Origin of the sequence: Streptomyces sp. ISL-11 (assembly GCF_018614525.1) — a bacterium.
In the GTDB taxonomy this organism is placed as follows: domain Bacteria; phylum Actinomycetota; class Actinomycetes; order Streptomycetales; family Streptomycetaceae; genus Streptomyces.
Window position 1 is genome coordinate 1 of record NZ_JAGGOL010000056.1, and the last position, 20588, is coordinate 20588.

The window sequence follows — 20588 nt, forward strand, 5'->3', positions numbered from 1 at the left end:
CGCCGGTCCGGCCGGTGCCACCCGCCGGTGGCCCGCCCCCGCTCCCGGCCGCATGGCCACGGCCCGGCCCCCCGCCGGCCGTCCCGCTCGCGGTCCGCTGTCCCGGCACGCTCGCCCCGGGAGCGCCCGAAGAGGCGCCGGCCGGCGGGACGGGGTCGTAGCCGCACAGCGCTTCCTCGGCGGCGCCCGCCGCCAGGCCGGTCAGTATGGCGCGGCCGTCGTCGCAGATGAGAACGGTCCGGGTGGTGATGTTGCGGTGGGTCCAGCCCTGGGAGTGGAGGGCCCGGAGCGCGGTGAGGACGTCGGCCGCCACCTCGGCGGCGCGGTGCGGCGAGAGCGTCCGCTCCGTCAGGAGCGCGGCGAGCGGGCGGGCCGAGACCAGTTCGCTGACGATCCACAGGCTGCCGCCCTCGGCGAAGACGTGGAAGACCTGGTCGAGCCGGGGGTGGTCGGGGATCCGCGCGGCCGCGCTCGCGGCGGCCAGGGCACGGCCCATCGCCGGGTCGCCCGGTTCGCGCGCGGCGCCCCCCGCGAACACTCCGGCACCGGCGCCCCGCGCGTCCTCCTCACCGACGACCTCGGCGTCGACGACCTCCGGCAGGGGAATCTGACGGACGAGGACTTCCTGTCCGCTGTAGGTGTCGAAGGCGCGCGTCTCGACGAGTTCGAACACATCGGACGGCGGCAGCGGAAGGCGGTAGCGGTCGGCGAGAACCCGTCCCGCGTAGTCGTCCACGACGCCTCCCCAAGCGCGCGATCCACACCAGCGCCCGAATACCGTCAACACCGGCCATCGCGCTGTTCATTACGGCTCATTACGGCACTGTTTGCGGCTCTCTACGGCTGCGCACGGTCCACGACGACTCACGATACGTGGCGAGCCCGCCGCTTCGGGCCCTTACGGCCCAGTACGTCGCACCCGGTGCCGTTCGGTTCCGTCCCATCAGTCCGCCCAGCGGGCAGGACCATCCCCCGCCACGAAGGCGAAGCCGCTCAGTCCGCCGGACGGAACGTGCGGAAGGCCGTCTCGCGCAGTTCCCGGCACTCCGCCTGGTCCCACGCGCCCTTCTCGCACGTGATCATGATGGCGTAGCCGTGGCCGGCGTCGACCTTGAAGCCGCGGTTGAGGACCTGCACGCGCTTGCCGTTCTGGTCGCGCTCGAAGGCCCAGTCCGCGACGGTCGGATAGTCGTGGCCGTCCCAGCCCCGGACCTCTTTGATGCCGAGGCCCTTGTAGTTCGTCATGCCGCCGTGCTTCGCGCCGGACTCGGCGTCGCGCCAGGAGGCGGCGGCGTCCGACTGCGGATCGGGCCCGAAGTCGACCTGGACGCGGGGGAAGCCGCCCGTCGCGCTGTAGATCGCGCCGGAGTGCTCGCCCGCCGTACCGGTCTGCTTCCAGCCCTTGGGTATGTCGATGGCGAAGTGGTACTCGTCGTTCCCGACCCGCGAGAAGGAGGCCGCGTCGCGCCCTCCGGCGTCGTTCTTCTCCTCGCCACCCTCGCCGTTGCTGCCCTGGTCACGGCTGCCGTCGCTCTTGCCGCCGGCCCGCTTGCCGTCGGCGGCGGCCGAGGCGCCGGGCGTCGGCATCGACACCGCCGCCGACGTGAGGCCCTTGCCGCCCTGGCCCTGACCGCCGAGCCCCTTGTCCTCGTCGCCGCCACCGAGGGTGAAGGCGAGCACGGTGCCCACGACGGCCAGCACGACGACCACCGCCACGATGACGATGGTGCGGCGCGGCACGACCTCCATGACCGATGCCCGCTCCCAGGTCACCCGGTGCGGACTGGGGCCGAGCGCGGTGGTCGGCGCGTCGGAGGGGCGAGCGCGGTTCGCGGCCCCGGCGGCCTGCGCGGCCGACGACGGGCGGGACGCGTCACCGGCGGCGGAGGCCGGCCCATAGGCGTCGGACCTCTTCGACGGTGACGTCAGCGGCGACTTCGACGACGGCTTCAGGGAGGACTTCAGGGACTGCTTCGACGGTCCCGCGGGCTTCGCGGCCGCCTTCGCCGGCCGACCGGGCCGCTCCGCCTCCGGGATCACCGGTATGGCGATGGCCTGCGTGGCGTCCAGGTCCCGCGCGGCGGTCCGGCCCGCTGTCAGGCGCTCGTCCGGGGCGTTGACCGCGCCGTTCAGCAGGGCCCGCGCCCCCGCCTCGTCCAGCCGCTTCTCGGGGTCCTTGGCGAGCAGTCCGTACATGACCTCGGCCAGCGGACCCGCGTTCCTCGGCGGTCCCAGCGGCTCGGTCATCACGGCGGTCAGGGTGGCTATGGCCGAACCCTTGTCGTACGGAGGGGCGCCCTCGACCGCCGCGTACAGCAGGCCGCCCAGCGACCACAGGTCCGCCGGCGGGCCGGGCTTGTGGCCGCGCGCCCGCTCCGGGGATATGTAGGAGGGGGCTCCGACGAGCATGCCCGTGGAGGTGACCGACGGATCGCCCTCGACCTGGGCGATGCCGAAGTCGGTGAGGACCACCCGGCCGTCGTCGGCGATGAGCACGTTGGACGGCTTCACGTCGCGGTGCAGGATGCCCTGACGGTGCGCCGCGCCCAGCACGTCGAGCACGGCCAGTCCGACCTCGGCGGCCCGCCGCCACTGCAGCGGTCCGTCCTCGCGGATGGCATCGGCGAGCGAGCGGCCCTCGATGAGCTCCATGACGATCCACGGCCGGTCGTCCTCGTGGACCACGTCGTAGACGGTGACGGCGCCGTTGCTGCGGATGCGCGCGATGGCCTTGGCCTCGCGCAGCGTCCGTGTGATGAGACGACGCTTTTCGTCCTCGTCGATATTGGCCGGGAACCGCAGTTCCTTCACCGCGACCGTACGGCCCAGGGTCTCGTCGGTCGCCCGCCAGACCGTGCCCATGCCGCCCCGGCCGAGGACGTCCCCGAGGCGGTACCGCCCGGCCAGGAGGCGCCCTGCCGTGCCCTGCGTCTGCTCCGCCTCCGACATGCGTCCCCTCTGGCAATCAGCTCTGCGACCAACCGACCCTGGCAGAGCCACCATTGTCTCTCATCCGCGGACCGGCGGAAGGCCAGGGTCCGCGGCGCCCGTGGATGATGAGCGCATGCCGTCGCATACCGCCCCATCGCGCCGCGCGCCGACCACCGCCGCACTGGCCTGGCTGACCTGCGCCGTCACGGCCCTGGCCATGACGGCGTGCGGCAGCGGCACCGACGGTGCGCCGACCCGCTCCTCAGTACAGGACCTGGTTTCGCGCGGGGCGGTTCCCGGCGCGGCGAAGCTGTCACAGGACGCTCATGGGGTGACCGGTTTCCGTGCCGCGGGCGTCGCGGACGTACGCACCGGACGCCCCATCCAGCTCGCGGACCACTTCCGTGCCGGCAGCCTCACCAAGACGGTCATCGCCACCGTTACGCTCCAACTCGTGGCCGAGCACCGGCTGGGCCTGGACGACCCGGTCGCCGACCACCTCCCGGCCACGACCGCGGCCCTCCTCCGCCCCACGGTCCGAGGCGCCGACCCCACGGACCGAGGCGCCGGCTCCACGGACCGAGACGCCGACCCGACGGACCGAGGCGCCGGCCCCACCGCCCGAGCCGTCCGGCCCGCCGCCGGGGAGACCGACACACCCGATAAGCCCGGTATCACCGTCCGTCAACTCCTCAACCACACCAGCGGCCTGTTCTCCTACACCGAGGACGACGCCTTCTTCCAGGAGTTCTTCGGCGAGGGGTTCGCCGCACACCGCTACGAGAGCCACGATCCCGGCACCCTGGTACGTACCGCCCTCGCCCACCCCGCGTACGCGCCGCCCGGCACCCGCTACCGCTACTCCAACACCGACTACGTCCTCCTCGGCATGGCCATCCGTCAGGTCACCGGCCACTCCTACGCCACAGAGGTCCGACGCCGCGTCATCCTTCCCTTGCACCTCACAGGCACCAGCTTCCCCGGCACGCGCACCAACCTCCCCACCCCCCACGGCCGCGCCTACACCGGCACACACGACGTCACCGACCTCAACCCGTCCGCCGCGGGCGCGGCCGGCGAGATGATCACCACCCTCCCGGACCTCAACCGCTTCATCGGCGCACTGCTGCGCGGCGCGCTGCTGCCCCCGGCCCTGCTCCGGGTCATGCGCGACACGGCGTCCTCGCACGGCCGCTACGGCATGGGCCTGTTCCCCGTGCGGCTGCCGTGCCACCGCACGGTGTGGGGCCACAACGGCGAGATCAACGGCTCGTACGTGCAAGCCCTGGGCACCGCCGACGGCCGGCGGCTGGTCAGCTACCGCGCCAACAGCGACGCCCGCTTCCCGGCCGCCGTCGAGAAGGAGTTCCTGCGAACGGAGTTCTGCGGCGGCGACGGCGCCACCGGCGACTAGACCGGCTGCACGTCCGGCGCGCCCAGCCGCGCCGCGTCCGCCGTCAGGTCGTCCGGCTGCCGCTGCGACTCGCGCTCCGCCTCCACCCGCTTCTCGTAGCGCTCGACCTCCTTCTCGATCTGCGCCTGGTTCCAGCCCAGCACCGGCGCCATCAGCTCGGCGGCCTCCCGGGCGCTGCGGGCGCCCCGGTCGAAGGTCTCGATCGAGATGCGGGTCCGCCGGGTGAGGACGTCGTCCAGGTGGCGCGCCCCCTCGTGCGAGGCGCCGTAGACGATCTCCGCCCGCAAATAGTCGTCCGCGCCGCCGAGGGGCTCGCCCAGGGTGGGGTCGGCGACGACCAGGTCCAGCACCTCGTCGACCATCGAGCCGTAGCGGTTGAGCAGGTGCTCGACGCGCGCCACGTGCAGGCCCGTGCGCTGGGCGAGCTGCGCGCGCCCGTTCCACAGCGCCTTGTAGCCCTCGGCGCCCACCAGCGGCACGTCCTCGGTGACGCAGTCCGCGACCCGCTGGGCCAGGCCGTGCACCGCCTCGTCCACCGCGTCCTTGGCCATCACCCGGTACGTCGTGTACTTGCCGCCCGCCACGACCACCAGCCCCGGCACGGGGTGCGCCACGGTGTGCTCGCGCGACAGCTTGCTGGTCGCGTCCGACTCCCCCGCGAGCAGCGGACGCAGTCCGGCGTACACGCCCTGCACGTCGTCGCGGGTCAGCGGTACGGAGAGCACCGCGTTGACGTGCTCCAGCAGATAGTCGATGTCGGCGCTGGAGGCGGCCGGGTGGGCCTTGTCCAGGTCCCAGTCGGTGTCCGTGGTGCCGATGATCCAGTGCCGGCCCCAGGGGATCACGAACAGGACGCTCTTCTCGGTGCGCAGGATCAGCCCGGTGGTGGAGTGGATGCGGTCCTTGGGCACGACCAGGTGGATGCCCTTGGACGCCCGTACGTGGAACTGGCCGCGCTCGGCGATGAGCTTCTGGGTGTCGTCGGTCCACACACCCGTGGCGTTGACGATCTGCCGGGCGCGGATCTCGAACTCGCCCCCTTGTTCCAGGTCCTGGACCCGGGCGCCGACCACCCGCTCGCCCTCGCGCAGGAAGCCGACCACGCGCGCCCGGTTGGCGGCCGCGGCTCCGTAGGCGGCGGCCGTGCGGACGAGGGTGGTGACGTAGCGCGCGTCGTCCATCTGGGCGTCGTAGTACTGGAGGGCGCCGATCAGGGCGTCCTTCTTCAGGCAGGGCGCGACGCGCAGCGCGCGCTTGCGGGTGAGGTGGCGGTGGGTGGGCAGGCCGCGCCCGTGGCCGGAGGAGACGGACATGGCGTCGTAGAGCGCGACGCCCGAGCCCGCGTAGAGGCGCTCCCAGCCGCGGTGCTGGAGCGGGTAGAGGAAGGGGACGGGCTTGACCAGGTGCGGTGCGAGGCGCTCCAGCAGCAGCCCGCGCTCCTTGAGCGCCTCGCGCACGAGCGCGAAGTCCAGCATCTCCAGATAGCGCAGGCCGCCGTGGATGAGCTTGCTGGACCGGCTGGAGGTGCCGGCGGCCCAGTCCCGCGCCTCGACGAGCCCGGTGGCGAGCCCGCGGGTGGCCGCGTCGAGCGCGGTGCCCGCGCCGACGACGCCGGCGCCGACCACCAGGATGTCCAGTTCCCGCTCCGCCATCCGGGCGAGCGCCTCGCCGCGCTCGACCGGCCCGAGTGTCGCTGTCCTCACCGCTGCCTCCCGCTTGCCGCTGTTGCCGCCGCGCTCGCTGCCGATGCCTTGCCGTCCCGCGAAGCGGGCACACGCTCTCCCTCGATGCTGCCCCAGATCGGTCACTTTGGCCGTGCCGGGGACGCGGGAGCGCGAGCCACGCCGCAGCAAAACCCGAATATCCCGAATATCAGTCATATATCCGCTTAACCTGAACTAACTCGACCTCATGGGCATCGATCCGGACGCGTGTCGACACCGATCGCGGTCGGCCTCGGCCTCATGAGGACGCGCCCCGTACCTCGTCCAGGGATCGGCCCTCCGGGAAGGACCGGCACGCCATGCCCGCAGATCTCGCCGTCATCGGACTCGGCCGGCTCGGCCTCCCCCTCGCCCAGGCCGCCACCGCCGCCGGCATCGACACCATCGGCTACGACCCCGACCCGTACGCCGTCGCCGAGCTCCGCGCCGGCCGGCTGCCCGCCGAGGGCACCGGTCTGACCGCCGCCGACATCCGCCGCATGCTCTCCGCGGGCTTCCGCCCCACGACCGCGGACGCCGAACTCGGCAGGGTCCGTACGGCTGTCATCTGCGCCCCCACCCGGTTGGGCGAGGACCGCGCCCTGGACCTGCACGCCGTCGCGGGGGCGGCGCGCGCGCTCGCGGGCCGGCTGCGCCCGCACACCACTGTGCTGTTGGAGTCGGCCGTCTACCCCGGGACCACGGAGGAATTCCTGGGCCCCCTCCTGGAGGCCGGCTCGGGGCTGCGCGCCGGGGCCGACTTCCACCTCGCCTACTCCCCCAGCCGGGTCGACCCCGGCGACCGGCAGCACGGCTACGCCACCATCCCCAAGGTCATCGGCGGCCTCACCCCGGCCTGCACGGAGGCCGCCGCCGCCTTCTACGGGCGGATCTGCGAGAAGGTCGTGCGCGCCCGGGGGCCGCGCGAGGCGGAGGCGGTACGGGTCCTGGAGTCCAACTACCGGCACGTCAACATCGCGCTCGCCAACGAGATGGCCGTCTTCTGCCACGACATCGGCGTCGACCTGTGGGACGTCGTGCGCTGCGCGGAGACCAAGCCGTTCGGCTTCCAGGCGTTCCGCCCGGGGCCCGGGGTCGGCGGCCACGGGGTGCCCGTGGACCCCAATTACCTCTCCTACAAGGGCCGCAGCCTCGGCTACCCGCTGCGCATGGTGGAGCTGGCGCAGGAGGTCAACGGGCGGATGCCGCGCTATGTGACCCAGCGCTGCGCCGCGCTGCTGAACGAGTACGGCAAGTCCGCGCGCGGCGCCCGCGTCCTGCTGCTGGGCGTCGGCTACAAGGCCGACACCGGCGACGAGGAGGGCTCCCCCGCCCGGGAGATCGCCTCCCGGCTGATGGAGCTGGGTGCCCAGATCAGCTACCACGACCCGTACGTGCCGCAGTGGAGCGTCCTGGGCCGGCCGGTGCCGCGCGCGGAGTGCCTCTACGAGTCCGCGGCCGAGGCCGACCTGACGGTGCTGCTCCAGCACCACCGCACGTACGACCTCCAGGGGCTGACGGTCAAGGCGCAGCTGCTGCTGGACACCCGCGGGGCGACGCCCGCGGGTGCCGCGCACCGGCTCTGAGCGGGCCGGCCGCTACGGCGCGGACCGGCCGTTGAAGCACAGCCCGGCCGTCACGGCGCGGACCGGCCGCTGAAGCACAGTCCGGCCGTCACAGCACAGCCCGGCGTTACAGCCGCCCCGCGCCCAGCAGCCTGTTCGGCTGGGCGTCCAGGACCGTCCGCAGGGCGGCGAAGTCCTCGATGCAGCGGCCCGTGCCGACGGCCACGCAGTCCAGCGGGTCGTCCGCGACGATCACCGGGATGTCGAGCTCCCGGCTCAGCCGGATGTCCAGACCGCGCAGCAGCGCGCCGCCGCCGGTGAGGACGATGCCGCGGTCCATGATGTCGCCCGCCAGCTCCGGCGGCGTCTCGTCGAGGGTCTGACGCACCGCCATGACGATGGCGTCGACCGGCTCGGTCAGGGCGTGCCGGATCTCGTCGGCCGTCAGCTCCAGCGTCTTGGGCAGTCCGCTGACCTGGTCGCGACCGCGAATGGTGAAGCGGTCGGGCGGCAGCAGCCCCTGGGTCTCCTCCGGGTCGCCGCCGACCTCCTCCAAGCCGTCGTTCTTCTCCAGCTGCTTGGCGAGCGAGGCGAGCCCGGCCGCGGTCCACGAGCCCGTGGGGGAGGCCGAGCCGATGCTCATCTTGATCTCCTCCGCCGTGCGTTCGCCAATCGCGAGTGCGAACTTCTTCTTCACGTAGGAGGTGATCGCCGCGTCCATCGCGTCACCGGCGGTCCGCACCGAGCGCGCCGTGACGATGCCGCCCAGGGAGATCACGGCGACCTCGGTGGTGCCGCCGCCGATGTCGACGACCATGCAGCCGGTCGGCTCGCTGACGGGCAGTCCGGCGCCGATCGCCGCCGCCATGGGCTCCTCGATCAGGTGCACCTGACGGGCCCCGGCCTGCGACGCGGCCTCGATGACCGCACGCCGCTCGACGCCCGTGATGCCCGACGGCACGCACACCACGACGCGCGGACGGAAGAAAAGACGGTTGCCGACGACCTTCTTGATGAAGTGGCGCATCATGCGCTCGGCTATCTCGAAGTCGGCTATGACGCCGTCGCGCAGCGGGCGGACGGCGACAATGCTCGAAGGAGTGCGCCCGATGGTCTCCTTGGCCTCGGTGCCGACCGACAGCACGCTGCCGTCCACGGCGTTGACGGCGACAACCGATGGTTCATTGAGCACCACCCCCTTGCCCCGCACGTACACCAGCGTGTTCGCCGTGCCGAGGTCGATCCCCATGTCCCTGCCACTGAACGACTTGCTTTGCGCCATAAGTTGCCATTATTCCTTACGGTCGAACCCTTATGCGGAATTCACAGCGGTGTGCTCGCTGTCAGTGACACAATGCCGGACTCAGCTGCTAACTTTGGCCGACGCTTGACGCTGAGTAGGTAAACGCGGTCCGCGCCGCTCGCCGCATTCGCAGCACACCGTAATCCTTATTGATCATTTCATCGGGGGATCCCAGACATGAGCCAGCCCTGGCAGCAGCCGCAGCAGCCGAACCCGTACGGCCAGCAGCCCCCGCAGCCGAACCCGTACGGCCAGCAGCCCCCGCAGCCGAACCCCTACGGCCAGCAGCCGCCCCACCCCCAGCAGCCCCAGCCCTTCGCCTACGGGCAGCAGCCCCAGCAGCCCCCGTACGGCGCGCCCGGCGGCTACCCGCCCCCGCCCGCCCCGGTCCGCCAGGGCAACGCGGGTCTCGCCGTCGGTCTCGGCGTGGTGGCCATGCTGGTCGGCGCCGCGATCTACGGCGGCATCCTCAAGGCGTCGGACGGCGGCCAGATCGGCTACCTCGCCATCGGCACCGGTGCCCTGATCGGCGCGGCCATGGGCAAGTTCGGCGGCCGTAACCCCGCCATGCCCGTCATCGGCGCGCTGCTCGGCCTGCTCGGCGTCTACCTCGGCCAGATCTTCGGCATCGCCCTGGAGCTGAGCGACCTCGCCCGCATACCGGTCACCGAGGTGTTCTTCGACCACTTCGCCGACCTGAACGAGGCGTGGAAGGAGTACCTGGAGCCGATCGACGCGGTCTTCTTCATCCTCGGCGCCGCGGGTGCCGTCAGCGCCGCCCGCAAGCTCGCCGGCTGACGCGCCGGCACCGCACCGCACGCCGAAGGGCCCGGACCGCCGATGCGGTCCGGGCCCTTCGCGCCAGCCGGTGGCTCAGCGGTTGTCGTGCTGCGACGGCGCGACCGTCACCTCGACCCGCTGGAACTCCTTGAGGTCGCTGTAGCCCGTGGTGGCCATGGCCCGGCGCAGCGCGCCGAACATGTTCATCGACCCGTCGGGGATGTGCGAGGGACCGGTGAGGATCTCCTCGGTGGAGCCGACCGTGCCCAGGTTCATGCGCTTGCCGCGCGGCACGTCCTCGTGGACGGCCTCCATGCCCCAGTGGAAGCCGCGCCCCGGCGCGTCGGTGGCGCGGGCGAGCGGCGAGCCCATCATCACGGCGTCCGCGCCGCAGGCGATGGCCTTCGGCAGGTCGCCGGACCAGCCCACGCCGCCGTCGGCGATGACGTGGACGTAGCGGCCGCCGGACTCGTCCATATAATCCCGGCGGGCGGCGGCCACGTCGGCTACCGCGGTCGCCATCGGGACCTGGATGCCCAGGACGTTACGGGTGGTGTGGGCGGCGCCGCCGCCGAAGCCGACGAGGACGCCCGCCGCGCCGGTGCGCATCAGGTGCAGGGCGGCCGTGTAGGTCGCGCAGCCGCCGACGATGACCGGCACGTCGAGCTCGTAGATGAACTGCTTGAGGTTCAGCGGCTCGGCCGCGCCGGAGACGTGCTCGGCGGAGACGGTGGTGCCGCGGATCACGAAGATGTCGACGCCGGCGTCCACGACGGCCTTGGAGAACTCCGCGGTGCGCTGCGGGGAGAGCGCGGCGGCGGTCACGACACCGGAGTCGCGGATCTCCTTGATGCGCTGCCCGATCAGCTCCTCCTTGATCGGAGCCTCGTAGATCTCCTGGAGGCGCTTGGTGGCAGCGCTCCCGTCCAGCTCGGCGATCTCCGCGAGCAGCGGTTCCGGGTCCTCGTAGCGGGTCCACAGACCCTCGAGGTTCAGCACACCCAGGCCGCCCAGCTCACCGATGCGGATGGCGGTCTCGGGCGAGACCACGGAGTCCATCGGGGCCGCCAGGAACGGCAGCTCGAAGCGGTAGGCGTCGATCTGCCAGGCGATCGAGACCTCCTTCGGGTCGCGGGTACGGCGACTCGGGACGACGGCGATGTCGTCGAATGCGTACGCCCGGCGGCCGCGCTTGCCGCGCCCGATCTCGATCTCAGTCACGTGTGTGGCCTTTCAATTTCCTCGGCGCTCCAGTCTGCCGCCATCCAGTATCCCCGACGCGGCGGAGCCCGCGGCCGTCACGGTCGCGGGCTCCATGGAAACGCGGACTACTACCGGCGGGAGTAGTTCGGTGCCTCGGTGGTCATCTGGATGTCGTGCGGGTGGCTCTCCTTCAGGCCCGCGGACGTGATGCGGACGAAGGTGCCCTTGTCCTTGAGCTCCTGGACGTTCGCCGAGCCGACGTAGCCCATGGAGGCGCGCAGGCCGCCGATGAGCTGGTGGGCGACGGAGGACAGCGGGCCGCGGTAGGGGACCTGGCCCTCGATGCCCTCGGGGACGAGCTTGTCCTCGGAGAGGACGTTGTCCTGGAAGTAGCGGTCCTTGGAGTACGAACGGGCCTGGCCGCGCGACTGCATCGCGCCCAGCGAGCCCATGCCCCGGTAGGACTTGAACTGCTTGCCGTTGATGAAGACCATCTCGCCCGGCGACTCCTCGCAGCCCGCGAGCAGCGAGCCGAGCATCACCGTGTCGGCACCGGCGGCGATCGCCTTGGCGATGTCGCCGGAGTACTGCAGGCCGCCGTCGCCGATCAGCGGCACACCGGCCGCGTGGCAGGCGCGGGCGGCCTCGTAGATCGCGGTGACCTGCGGGACGCCGATGCCGGCGACGACGCGGGTGGTGCAGATCGAGCCGGGGCCGACGCCGACCTTGACGCCGTCCACGCCCGCGTCGATCAGCGCCTGGGCGCCGTCGCGGGTGGCGACGTTGCCGCCGACGACATCGACGTTGATATTGGACTTGACCTTGGCGATCATGTCGAGGATGCCGCGGCTGTGGCCGTGGGCGCTGTCGATGACCAGGAAGTCCGCACCGGCCTCGACGAGCGCCTGGGCACGCTCGTACGCCTCGTCGCCGACGCCCACGGCGGCACCGACGACCAGCCGGCCCTCGGAGTCCTTCGCGGCGTTGGGGTACTTCTCGGCCTTGACGAAGTCCTTGACCGTGATGAGGCCCTTGAGGAGACCCGCCTCGTCGACCAGCGGCAGCTTCTCGATCTTGTGCCGGCGCAGCAGCTCGATCGCGTCCTCGCCGGAGATCCCGACCTTGCCCGTGACCAGCGGCATCGGGGTCATGACCTCGCGCACCTGGCGGCTGCGGTCCAGCTCGAAGGCCATGTCACGGTTGGTGACGATGCCCAGCAGCTTGCCCGCGGGGTCGGTGACCGGCACGCCGCTGATGCGGAACTTCGCGCAGAGCGCGTCGGCCTCGTTGAGCGTGGCGTCCGGACGGACCGTGATCGGGTCGGTGACCATGCCCGACTCGGAGCGCTTGACCAGGTCGACCTGGTTGGCCTGGTCCTCGATGGAGAGATTGCGGTGCAGCACGCCCGCGCCGCCCTGACGGGCCATGGCGATGGCCATGCGCGCCTCGGTGACCTTGTCCATCGCCGCCGACAGCAGCGGGATGTTCACCCGGACGTTGCGCGAGACCCGGGAGGAGGTGTCGACGCCGTTCGGCAGGACCTCGGAGGCGCCCGGCAGCAGCAGGACGTCGTCGTATGTCAGACCCAGCATCGCGAATTTCCCGGGCATTCCGTCGACGTTGTCAGTCATGACACCTTCCCAATGGTCTTGCCCCAGCGCGGACTCCCATGCTAACGGCCGCAACACGTGTCCCATTCCACGACCGCTGAGTCCCGCATCACTTGGAGATTCGCACCAATCGACCGCCGCTCCCGCTCGTCGTCACTGCTCCGCCAGGGCCCGCAGCCGGCTGAGCGCACGGTGCTGGGCGACCCGCACCGCGCCCGGCGACATGCCCAGCATCTGGCCCGTCTCCTCGGCCGTCATGCCGATCGCCACGCGCAGCAGCACCAGCTCGCGCTGGTTCTCCGGGAGGTTGGCCAGCAGCTTCTTGGCCCACTCCGCGTCGCTGCTGAGCAGCGCCCGTTCCTCCGGCCCCAGCGAGTCGTCGGGCTGCTCCGGCATCTCGTCCGAGGGGACGGCCGTGCTGCCCGGGTGCCGCATGGCGGCGCGCTGGAGATCGGCGACCTTGTGCGCGGCGATGGCCACGACGAACGCCTCGAAGGGCCGCCCGGTGTCGCGGTAGCGCGGCAGGGCGCACAGCACGGCGAGGCAGACCTCCTGAGCGAGGTCGTCCACGAAGTGGCGGGCGTCCCCCGGGAGCCGGGAGAGCCGGGTGCGGCAGTACCGCAGCGCGAGGGGGTGCACCAGGGCGAGCAGGTCGTGGGTGGCCCGCCGGTCCCCCTCCACGGCACGGGTGACGAGTGCGCCGATCTCGCCCGGGGCGGCGGGGGCCGCCGGGGACCTCGTCGTGTCGTCGTCGCGCATCGGTCCATGGTGCCTTGACGCCATGCGATCCACGGCACCGCCTTCGAAGTCGTGCGTCGAACCGTTACGCGCCGGTGTCCTCGTACCCACGTCTCGCGTCTCCCCCTTTCGGGTATACCCGCCCCGGCCCTCACGACTCCACCGATAGCTTGTGCCCGTGCCGTGCGGCTCCGGGCATGGCTCATCCGTCATGAGGTCTCGTCCGGCCGAGTGAGAAGACTCGGCCTCCGCCGGGGAAGGGTCACACCCTCAAGGATGCGGCATCCGTCGGAGTTTCGGCGTCGGACGCCGACGCGGTGAGGTCAGGGCGGGCGCTGCCTGCCCGGGCGGCGCGCACCGTGACCTCACGACGCTGCGCGCCACGCCGGGCTCAGCGGACCAGGCCCCAGCGGAATCCGAGGGCCACGGCGTGGGCCCGGTCCGACGCCCCCAACTTCTTGAACAGGCGTCGGGCGTGGGTCTTGACCGTGTCCTCGGAGAGGAACAGCTCCCGGCCGATCTCCGCGTTGGAGCGGCCGTGACTCATTCCTTCGAGGACTTGGATCTCCCGCGCGGTGAGCGTGGGCGCCGCGCCCATCTCCGCCGAGCGCAGCCGTCGCGGCGCGAGCCGCCACGTCGGGTCCGCGAGCGCCTGCGTCACGGTGGCCCGCAGCTCGGCGCGCGAGGCGTCCTTGTGCAGATAGCCCCGCGCCCCGGCGGCGACCGCGAGCGCGACACCGTCGAGGTCCTCGGCGACCGTGAGCATGATGATGCGGGCGCCGGGGTCCGCGGAGAGCAGCCGGCGCACCGTCTCCACACCGCCGAGCCCGGGCATCCGTACGTCCATCAGAATGAGGTCCGAACGATCGGCGCCCCAGCGGCGGAGGACTTCCTCGCCGTTGGCCGCCGTCGTCACACGCTCGACGCCGGGCACGGTCGCCACCGCGCGGCGGAGCGCCTCTCGGGCAAGCGGGGAATCGTCGCAGACGAGGACGGATGTCATGACCGTCCTCCGCAGCTGATGCGCGTCACCTTGAGCCTCCAGGCTGGTACTGATCGTCACCTGTGCGATCGACGACTCTCCGGCGAGTTCGGACATCTGCCCGACTGCTTCATCCGTCAACCGCCTCCGCCCTCTCAACGACGGTCACCCGAAAGAGTTACGGGCTCGGTCGGCCACCTTCGGCACTCTACGTGAGGGCCCGGACACGGAGCAGGGCGCATTGGGGGCGCCCTTCCCGGCGCACAAGCTGTGCCCCATTTGCCCATGCAGCGCAGTCTTTCTTCCCATTTGCTGCCGTCTATGACTAGATTCGCAATCAGTCATATTTACATCCGCGTCCTTGGCGGGTGTGGGCAGAGGTAGTGCGTCCGCATCAGATCGCTCGCGCCGGGTCATCCCCGCCGGTTCTCCGGCGGACGCTCCGGCGGATCGCTTCGAGGGGATAGCAATGGCAGATTTCTCCCGACTTCCCGGCCCCAACGCCGACCTGTGGGACTGGCAGCTCCTGGCCGCCTGCCGCGGGGTCGACAGCTCCCTGTTCTTCCATCCCGAGGGCGAACGCGGTGCCGCCCGCAGCGCCCGCGAGGCATCGGCGAAGGAGGTGTGCATGCGCTGCCCGGTACGCGCCGAGTGCGCGGCCCACGCGCTGGCCGTACGGGAGCCCTACGGCGTGTGGGGCGGCCTGACCGAGGACGAGCGCGAGGAGCTGATGGGCCGCGCGCGACACCGGGTCATCGCGGTGAGCGCGAACGCTTAGCGCCTCCGGCGGAACCGGGCGCGGAAACGTTCCAGCGCCCGCCGGAGGGAGAACCCCCGGCAGCGGCACGGCATCCCGTCGCGGCTCCGGCGTCCCACGACGCCCATGGCCGGAGCGAGGGCCGGAGCGCCGCCGCTAGCGCGTGGCCGCCGCCGCGAGGTGGTCCAGCATCGCCGCCACGGCCGGCACCCGGGCCAGGTCCGGCAGGGTGAGAGCCACGATCTCCCGGTGCACCACGGGCTCGACGGGCACGATCCGGGCGCCCTTGGGGCGTACGGACTCCAGCGCCAGCTCGGGCATCACCGCGACCCCGAGTCCGGCCCCGACCAGCCCGAACACCGACGGGTAGTCATCGGTGGCGAAGTCGATCCGCGGGGTGAAGCCCGCGTTCTCGCACATCTCGACCAGATGCCGCCGGCACCGCGGGCAGCCCGCGATCCACGATTCGCCGGCCAGCTCGGTCATCCCGATCCGCTCCGCCCCGGCCAGCCGGTGCCCCTCGGGCACCACGCCGATGAGCCGGTCGGTCAGCAGCGGCCGTACGACCAGGTCGTCGCTCCCCCACACCCCTTCCGGCACCGCGGGCACGCCCACCGGGACGACGGCCGGGTCCGAGCCGCGCACCTCGGGGTAGCGGAAGGCCAGCGCGATCTCGCAGTCGCCGTCGCGCAGCATCTCCACCGACCGCGGCGGCTCGGCCTCCACCAGGGACACCCGCGTCCCCGGGTGCGCGGAACGCATCGCCGCGAGGGCGCCGGGAACCAGCGTGGAACTGCCGCTGGGGAAGGACACCATCCGCACCCGCCCCGCCCGCAGCCCGGCGATCGCCGCGACCTCCTCCTCGGCGGCGGTCAGCCCCGCCAGGATCCCGGAGGCGTGCCGCACCAGGGCCTCGCCGGCCTGGGTGAGGCGCATCTCGCGGCCCGTACGGATCAGCAGCGGCGTGCCGGTGGACTGCTCCAGAGCCTTCATCTGCTGGCTGACGGCGGGCTGGGTACAACCGAGCTCGCGGGCGGCGGCGGAGAAGGAGCCGGTGGTGGAGACGGCGCGGAGCACGCGGAGGTGACGGGCCTCGATCATGTTTTGAGCATAAGCGGTGCTTGGGCCTTGCCGGAAATGTGGGCCAACGACTTTGGCTTTCCCCTACCCGCCCCTTCCCGAACCGGGGCTCCGCCCCGGACCCCGGTCCTCAAACTCCCCCAGCTACCGCTGGGAGGTGCCCCCAGACGGGCTGGTTTTTCAGCCCGGCCGGCGTTTGAGGCCACCGGGGGCCGGGGGCTTGCCCCCGGTTACGGGAAGGGGCGGGTCGGGGAAAGAACATCTCGTGCGGGTGATCCCGGCCCCGCCGCCCCGCACCGGCCCCGCCCACCTCATCCCCCGTTTCCGCTGCTGACGCCCCCACAGACCACGACCCGACGTGGCCTGAAGATCACCCGATCCCCCCGCGGTATGCCCATCCGCACGCCCCACCCCCTACCGTGCCGGTATGACGACTGTATTGATCACAGGAGCGACCGCCGGAATCGGCGCCGCGTTCGCCCGCCGGCTGGCCGGCGACGGTCACGATCTGGTGCTCGTCGCCCGCAATGAGGAGCGGCTGAGCGAGCAGGCGACCGAACTGCACGACCGCCATGGCGTGGAGGTCGAGGTTCTCAGCGCGGATCTGGCCGACGACAAGGGCATCGAGGCCGTCGAGGCCCGCCTGCGCGACACCGCCCGCCCGGTGCATCTGCTGGTCAACAACGCCGGCTTCGGCAACAAGGGCGCCTACCTGGAGGTGCCGCTCGCCGACGAGCTGAAGATGCTCAAGGTGCACTGCGAGGCGGTGCTGCGGCTGACGTCGGCGGCGACGGAGACGATGCGGGAGCGCCGCCGGGGTGCCGTCATCAACGTCGCGTCGGTGGCCGCGTTCACCCCGCGGGGCACGTACGGGGCGAGCAAGTCGTGGGTCGTGCAGTTCACGCAGGGCGTGGCACGGGACCTGGCGGGCAGCGGGGTGCGGCTGATGGCGCTGTGCCCCGGCTTCGTACGGACGGAGTTCCACGAGCGGGCCGGGATGGGGACGGACAACGTCCCCGGCTGGCTGTGGCTGGACGCCGACAAGGTGGTCTCGGCGGCGCTGCGGGACCTGGGCCACGGCAAGACGCTGTCCATTCCGGACCCCCGCTACAAGGCGCTCACGGGTCTGCTGCGGCTGGCGCCGCGCGGCGCGGTGTCGCGGGCGTCGTCCTCGACGGGCCGCAGGTACGGGCCGAAGTAGCCCGGGGCGGGGCACGGAACGGCCGAGGCCCGGCGCCCCCGAAGGGGTGCCGGGCCTCGGTGCGTCGGTGCGACGACTAGTGGGAGTGACCGTGGCCGTGGCCGGCCTCGGGCTCCTCGTCGGCCGGCTTCTCGACGACCAGGGTCTCGGTCGTGAGCAGCAGCGACGCGATGGACGCGGCGTTCTCCAGCGCGGAGCGGGTGACCTTGACCGGGTCGATGACGCCGGCCTTGACCAGGTCGCCGTACTCGCCGGTCGCGGCGTTGAAGCCCTGGCCCTTGTCGAGCTCGGCGACCTTGGAGGTGATGACGTAACCCTCCAGGCCGGCGTTCTCGGCGATCCAGCGCAGCGGCTCGACGGCGGCGCGGCGGACGACGGCCACACCGGTGGCCTCGTCGCCGGTCTTGCCCAGGCCGCCCTCCAGCACCTTGACGGCGTGGACGAGCGCGGAGCCACCACCGGAGACGATGCCCTCCTCGACCGCGGCGCGGGTCGCGGAGATGGCGTCCTCCAGACGGTGCTTCTTCTCCTTGAGCTCGACCTCGGTGGCCGCACCCACGCGGATGACGCAGACGCCACCGGCGAGCTTGGCGAGGCGCTCCTGGAGCTTCTCGCGGTCCCAGTCGGAGTCCGTGGACTCGATCTCGGCCTTGATCTGGTTGACGCGGCCGAGGACGTCCTCGGAGTTGCCGCCACCGTCGACGACGGTGGTGTCGTCCTTGGTGATCGTCACGCGGCGGGCGCTGCCCAGCACGTCCAGGCCGGCCTGGTCGAGCTTGAGGCCGACCTCCTCGGCGATGACGGTGGCACCGGTGAGGGTGGCCATGTCGCCGAGCATCGCCTTGCGGCGGTCGCCGAAGCCGGGCGCCTTGACGGCGACGGCGTTGAAGGTGCCACGGATCTTGTTGACGACGAGGGTGGAGAGCGCCTCGCCCTCGACGTCCTCGGCGATGATCAGCAGGGGCTTGCTGGCGCCGCCCTGGATGATCTTCTCCAGCAGCGGGAGCAGGTCCTGGATCGAGGAGATCTTGCCCTGGTGGATCAGGATGTACGGGTCGTCGAGGACGGCCTCCATACGCTCCTGGTCGGTGACCATGTAGGGCGACAGGTAACCCTTGTCGAAGGCCATGCCCTCGGTGAAGTCGAGCTCCAGGCCGAAGGTGTTGGACTCCTCGACGGTGATGACACCGTCCTTGCCGACCTTGTCCATCGCCTCGGCGATGAGCTCGCCGACCTGCTTGTCCTGGGCGGACAGCGCGGCCACGGCGGCGATGTCGGACTTGTCCTCGATCGGACGGGCGGTCGCGAGCAGCTCGTCGGAGACGGCCTTGACCGCGGCGTCGATGCCCTTCTTCAGGGCGGCCGGGGAGGCGCCGGCGGCGACGTTGCGCAGGCCCTCGCGGACCAGCGCCTGGGCCAGCACGGTGGCGGTGGTGGTGCCGTCACCAGCGATGTCGTTGGTCTTGGTCGCCACCTCCTTCACCAGCTGGGCGCCCAGGTTCTCGTACGGGTCGTCGAGCTCGACCTCGCGCGCGATGGTGACACCGTCGTTGGTGATGGTCGGGGCACCGAACTTCTTGTCGATGACGACGTTGCGGCCCTTGGGGCCGATCGTCACCTTGACCGTGTCGGCCAGCTTGTTGACGCCGCGCTCGAGGGCGCGACGGGCGTCCTCGTCGAACTTCAGGATCTTCGCCATGAGTTGCTTCAAGTCCTCTCAAACGAACTGCGCCCCGGGCGCCCGGTTGTTTAGACGCGGGAACCCGGGGCGCAGATCAAAAACAGCTGGGTGAGTACGAGTCCGGGGGTGACCCCGGCTCTCGGCTACTTCTCGACGATCGCGAGAACGTCGCGGGCCGACAGGACGAGGTACTCGTCACCGTTGTACTTCACCTCGGTGCCGCCGTACTTGCTGTAGAGCACGACGTCGCCGACGGTCACGTCGAGCGGAAGACGGTTGCCGTCCTCGAAGCGACCCGGACCAACGGCGAGGACGACGCCCTCCTGGGGCTTCTCCTTCGCGGTGTCCGGGATGACCAGGCCAGAGGCCGTGGTCTGCTCGGCGTCGAGCGGCTGGACCACAATGCGGTCCTCGAGCGGCTTGATGGCAACCTTGGAGCTGGCGGTCGTCACGATCCGACCTCCCCCTTCGGAGATCTCACGGGGTTAACTGTCTGAGGTGGCGACCAGGTCGGATCCGTCGTCGCGGGTGCCGGATCTGCCCGTCGCCGTGTTTGGCACTCCCAGGTGGAGAGTGCCAACGGAGCCGAGACTATGACGCGGTTAGCACTCGGTCAAGCGGAGTGCCAATCGCTCGCGCGGCGGCGCGGAGGATCTTCCCAGTTCTGGGGGCTGCGAACCGTCGGCGGCAATGGTCGGATCTACGGCTCGGGGTGCCGCACCACCGTTGCGCCGGTTTTGCTAGACGTAGTCCTCCAGCCTCGCCACCGTGTAGCCCTGCCGCTGGATGCTGCGCAGCATGTTCGTGACCATCCGCGTCATGGACGTGCCCTTGAGCTCTCCCGGCCCACGGAAGTGGGCGAGCACGATGTCGCCGGATCGCAGCCCCTCGCCCTGGGCGTAGCGCATGTCGTTGATCTGCATGGTCGCCTCCCACAGGACGACCCCCTTCACCCCGCAGCCGCCCGCGGCCGCCAGCGTCGCGTCGTTGTAGTTGCCGTACGGCGGACGGAAGAGCGGCGGGCGCGTGCCGGTCCGCTTCTCCAGCGCCTCCTGCTGTCCGCAGATCTCGCGGCGCTGCGCGTCGGGGCCCAGGGTGCGCAGGTTGGGGTGCGAGAGCGTGTGGTTGTGTACGCCGTTGCGTACCCCGTCGCCGGGCTCCTTCAGCTGGTCAAAGTAGGCGTAGCCGCGGCCGGCGCGGGCGATGTCGTCGGTGAGGAACATCGAGATCGGAAGTTTCAGGTCCTTGACCATCTTCACGAACTCGGGGTCCTTCTCCGCGCCGTCGTCGATGGTCACGAAGACGACCTTGTCCTTGGTCGGCACCCGCCGGATCACCTTGGGCGTCTCCCCCGCCCGCATTCCATCGGTCAGCTTCTTCGCGGGTGGCGCGGGCGGCGCGGCGAGCGGCTTGTCCAGCCCCCAGCGGCGGTACGCGCCCGCGTCCGGGGCGGTGGCGGCCGGCGAGGGCGCCCCGGTGCTCGTACGGGCGGACGGCATGGCCTTCGCCGGCCCGGACGAGGAGGAGCCGGAGCACCCGGAGAGCAGACCGGCGAGCAGGAGGGCGGCGGACAGCGGGGGGAGGACGGCCCGGAGGCCGGATATAGACGGGCTCACTCTCTCGATTGTTGTGCATGTGTT

Annotated in this window: 17 protein-coding genes; 5 read left to right on the forward strand and 12 right to left on the reverse strand. The window is 71.5% G+C overall.

All coding sequences use genetic code 11. The annotated features are described in order from the left end of the window. Both J7E86_RS13725 and J7E86_RS13730 read right to left on the reverse strand, forming a co-directional pair. Window positions 1-736: protein kinase (locus tag J7E86_RS13725; RefSeq protein ID WP_215081922.1), on the reverse strand; the 736-nt coding region annotated here is incomplete at its 3' end. Window positions 737-993: 257 nt separating this feature from the next. Then, complete coding sequence (locus J7E86_RS13730) at window positions 994-2949, reverse strand: serine/threonine-protein kinase (protein ID WP_215081923.1); 1956 nt, start codon at window positions 2947-2949, stop codon at window positions 994-996. 115 nt (window positions 2950-3064) lie between these two features. Here J7E86_RS13730 and J7E86_RS13735 point away from each other — a divergent pair, with 115 nt between their 5' ends. After that, the gene (locus tag J7E86_RS13735; RefSeq protein ID WP_215081924.1) at window positions 3065-4345 is read left to right on the forward strand and encodes a serine hydrolase; all 1281 of its coding nucleotides are present in this window, start codon (window positions 3065-3067) and stop codon (window positions 4343-4345) included. Here J7E86_RS13735 and J7E86_RS13740 read toward each other — a convergent pair. Further along, window positions 4342-6048, reverse strand: a complete 1707-nt coding sequence (locus tag J7E86_RS13740; protein ID WP_215081925.1) for a glycerol-3-phosphate dehydrogenase/oxidase — start codon at window positions 6046-6048, stop codon at window positions 4342-4344. The genes J7E86_RS13735 and J7E86_RS13740 overlap by 4 nt on opposite strands. A 320-nt stretch (window positions 6049-6368) precedes the next feature. On the opposite strand from J7E86_RS13740, the gene J7E86_RS13745 reads away from it, so the two are divergent. Continuing rightward, window positions 6369-7634, forward strand: a complete 1266-nt coding sequence (locus tag J7E86_RS13745; RefSeq protein ID WP_215081926.1) for a nucleotide sugar dehydrogenase — start codon at window positions 6369-6371, stop codon at window positions 7632-7634. Window positions 7635-7740: 106 nt separating this feature from the next. Here J7E86_RS13745 and J7E86_RS13750 read toward each other — a convergent pair whose 3' ends face one another. Continuing rightward, a complete protein-coding gene (locus J7E86_RS13750) occupies window positions 7741-8895 on the reverse strand; it encodes a rod shape-determining protein (RefSeq protein ID WP_215081927.1) in 1155 nt (384 codons plus the stop codon). Between the two features lie 198 nt (window positions 8896-9093). Here J7E86_RS13750 and J7E86_RS13755 point away from each other — a divergent pair, with 198 nt between their 5' ends. Continuing rightward, the gene (locus J7E86_RS13755; RefSeq protein WP_215081928.1) at window positions 9094-9714 is read left to right on the forward strand and encodes a hypothetical protein; all 621 of its coding nucleotides are present in this window, start codon (window positions 9094-9096) and stop codon (window positions 9712-9714) included. A 75-nt stretch (window positions 9715-9789) separates the two neighbouring features. Here J7E86_RS13755 and J7E86_RS13760 read toward each other — a convergent pair whose 3' ends face one another. The 4 genes from J7E86_RS13760 to J7E86_RS13775 all read right to left on the reverse strand — a co-directional run bounded on the left by J7E86_RS13760 (window position 9790) and on the right by J7E86_RS13775 (window position 14250). Further along, window positions 9790-10917: a GuaB3 family IMP dehydrogenase-related protein gene (locus J7E86_RS13760; RefSeq protein WP_215081929.1), complete on the reverse strand. Its 1128-nt coding sequence runs from the start codon at window positions 10915-10917 to the stop codon at window positions 9790-9792. A gap of 110 nt (window positions 10918-11027) precedes the next feature. Beyond that, window positions 11028-12530 (reverse strand): IMP dehydrogenase, encoded by a 1503-nt coding sequence (gene guaB / locus J7E86_RS13765; protein ID WP_215081930.1) that lies wholly within the window; start codon window positions 12528-12530, stop codon window positions 11028-11030. 132 nt (window positions 12531-12662) lie between these two features. Continuing rightward, window positions 12663-13268, reverse strand: coding sequence for a sigma-70 family RNA polymerase sigma factor (locus J7E86_RS13770; protein ID WP_215081931.1), 606 nt, complete (start codon window positions 13266-13268; stop codon window positions 12663-12665). A gap of 370 nt (window positions 13269-13638) precedes the next feature. Then, window positions 13639-14250 carry a response regulator transcription factor gene (locus J7E86_RS13775; protein WP_003948568.1) on the reverse strand — a complete coding sequence of 204 codons (612 nt, stop codon included), beginning with the start codon at window positions 14248-14250 and terminating at the stop codon, window positions 13639-13641. Window positions 14251-14698: 448 nt separating this feature from the next. On the opposite strand from J7E86_RS13775, the gene J7E86_RS13780 reads away from it, so the two are divergent. Next, window positions 14699-15007: a WhiB family transcriptional regulator gene (locus J7E86_RS13780; protein ID WP_215081932.1), complete on the forward strand. Its 309-nt coding sequence runs from the start codon at window positions 14699-14701 to the stop codon at window positions 15005-15007. 135 nt (window positions 15008-15142) lie between these two features. On the opposite strand, the gene J7E86_RS13785 is transcribed toward J7E86_RS13780, so the two are convergent. Next, complete coding sequence (locus J7E86_RS13785; RefSeq protein ID WP_215081933.1) at window positions 15143-16087, reverse strand: LysR family transcriptional regulator; 945 nt, start codon at window positions 16085-16087, stop codon at window positions 15143-15145. 406 nt (window positions 16088-16493) lie between these two features. Here J7E86_RS13785 and J7E86_RS13790 point away from each other — a divergent pair, with 406 nt between their 5' ends. Then, complete coding sequence (locus J7E86_RS13790) at window positions 16494-17267, forward strand: SDR family oxidoreductase (RefSeq protein WP_215081934.1); 774 nt, start codon at window positions 16494-16496, stop codon at window positions 17265-17267. Window positions 17268-17343: 76 nt separating this feature from the next. Here J7E86_RS13790 and groL read toward each other — a convergent pair whose 3' ends face one another. The 3 genes from groL to J7E86_RS13805 all read right to left on the reverse strand — a co-directional run bounded on the left by groL (window position 17344) and on the right by J7E86_RS13805 (window position 20564). Continuing rightward, a complete protein-coding gene (gene groL / locus J7E86_RS13795; RefSeq protein WP_215081935.1) occupies window positions 17344-18966 on the reverse strand; it encodes a chaperonin GroEL in 1623 nt (540 codons plus the stop codon). Window positions 18967-19091: 125 nt separating this feature from the next. Beyond that, window positions 19092-19400, reverse strand: coding sequence for a co-chaperone GroES (gene groES, locus J7E86_RS13800; protein ID WP_215081936.1), 309 nt, complete (start codon window positions 19398-19400; stop codon window positions 19092-19094). A 288-nt stretch (window positions 19401-19688) separates the two neighbouring features. Continuing rightward, window positions 19689-20564 carry a polysaccharide deacetylase family protein gene (locus tag J7E86_RS13805; RefSeq protein ID WP_308312583.1) on the reverse strand — a complete coding sequence of 292 codons (876 nt, stop codon included), beginning with the start codon at window positions 20562-20564 and terminating at the stop codon, window positions 19689-19691. Window positions 20565-20588 lie beyond the last annotated feature (24 nt).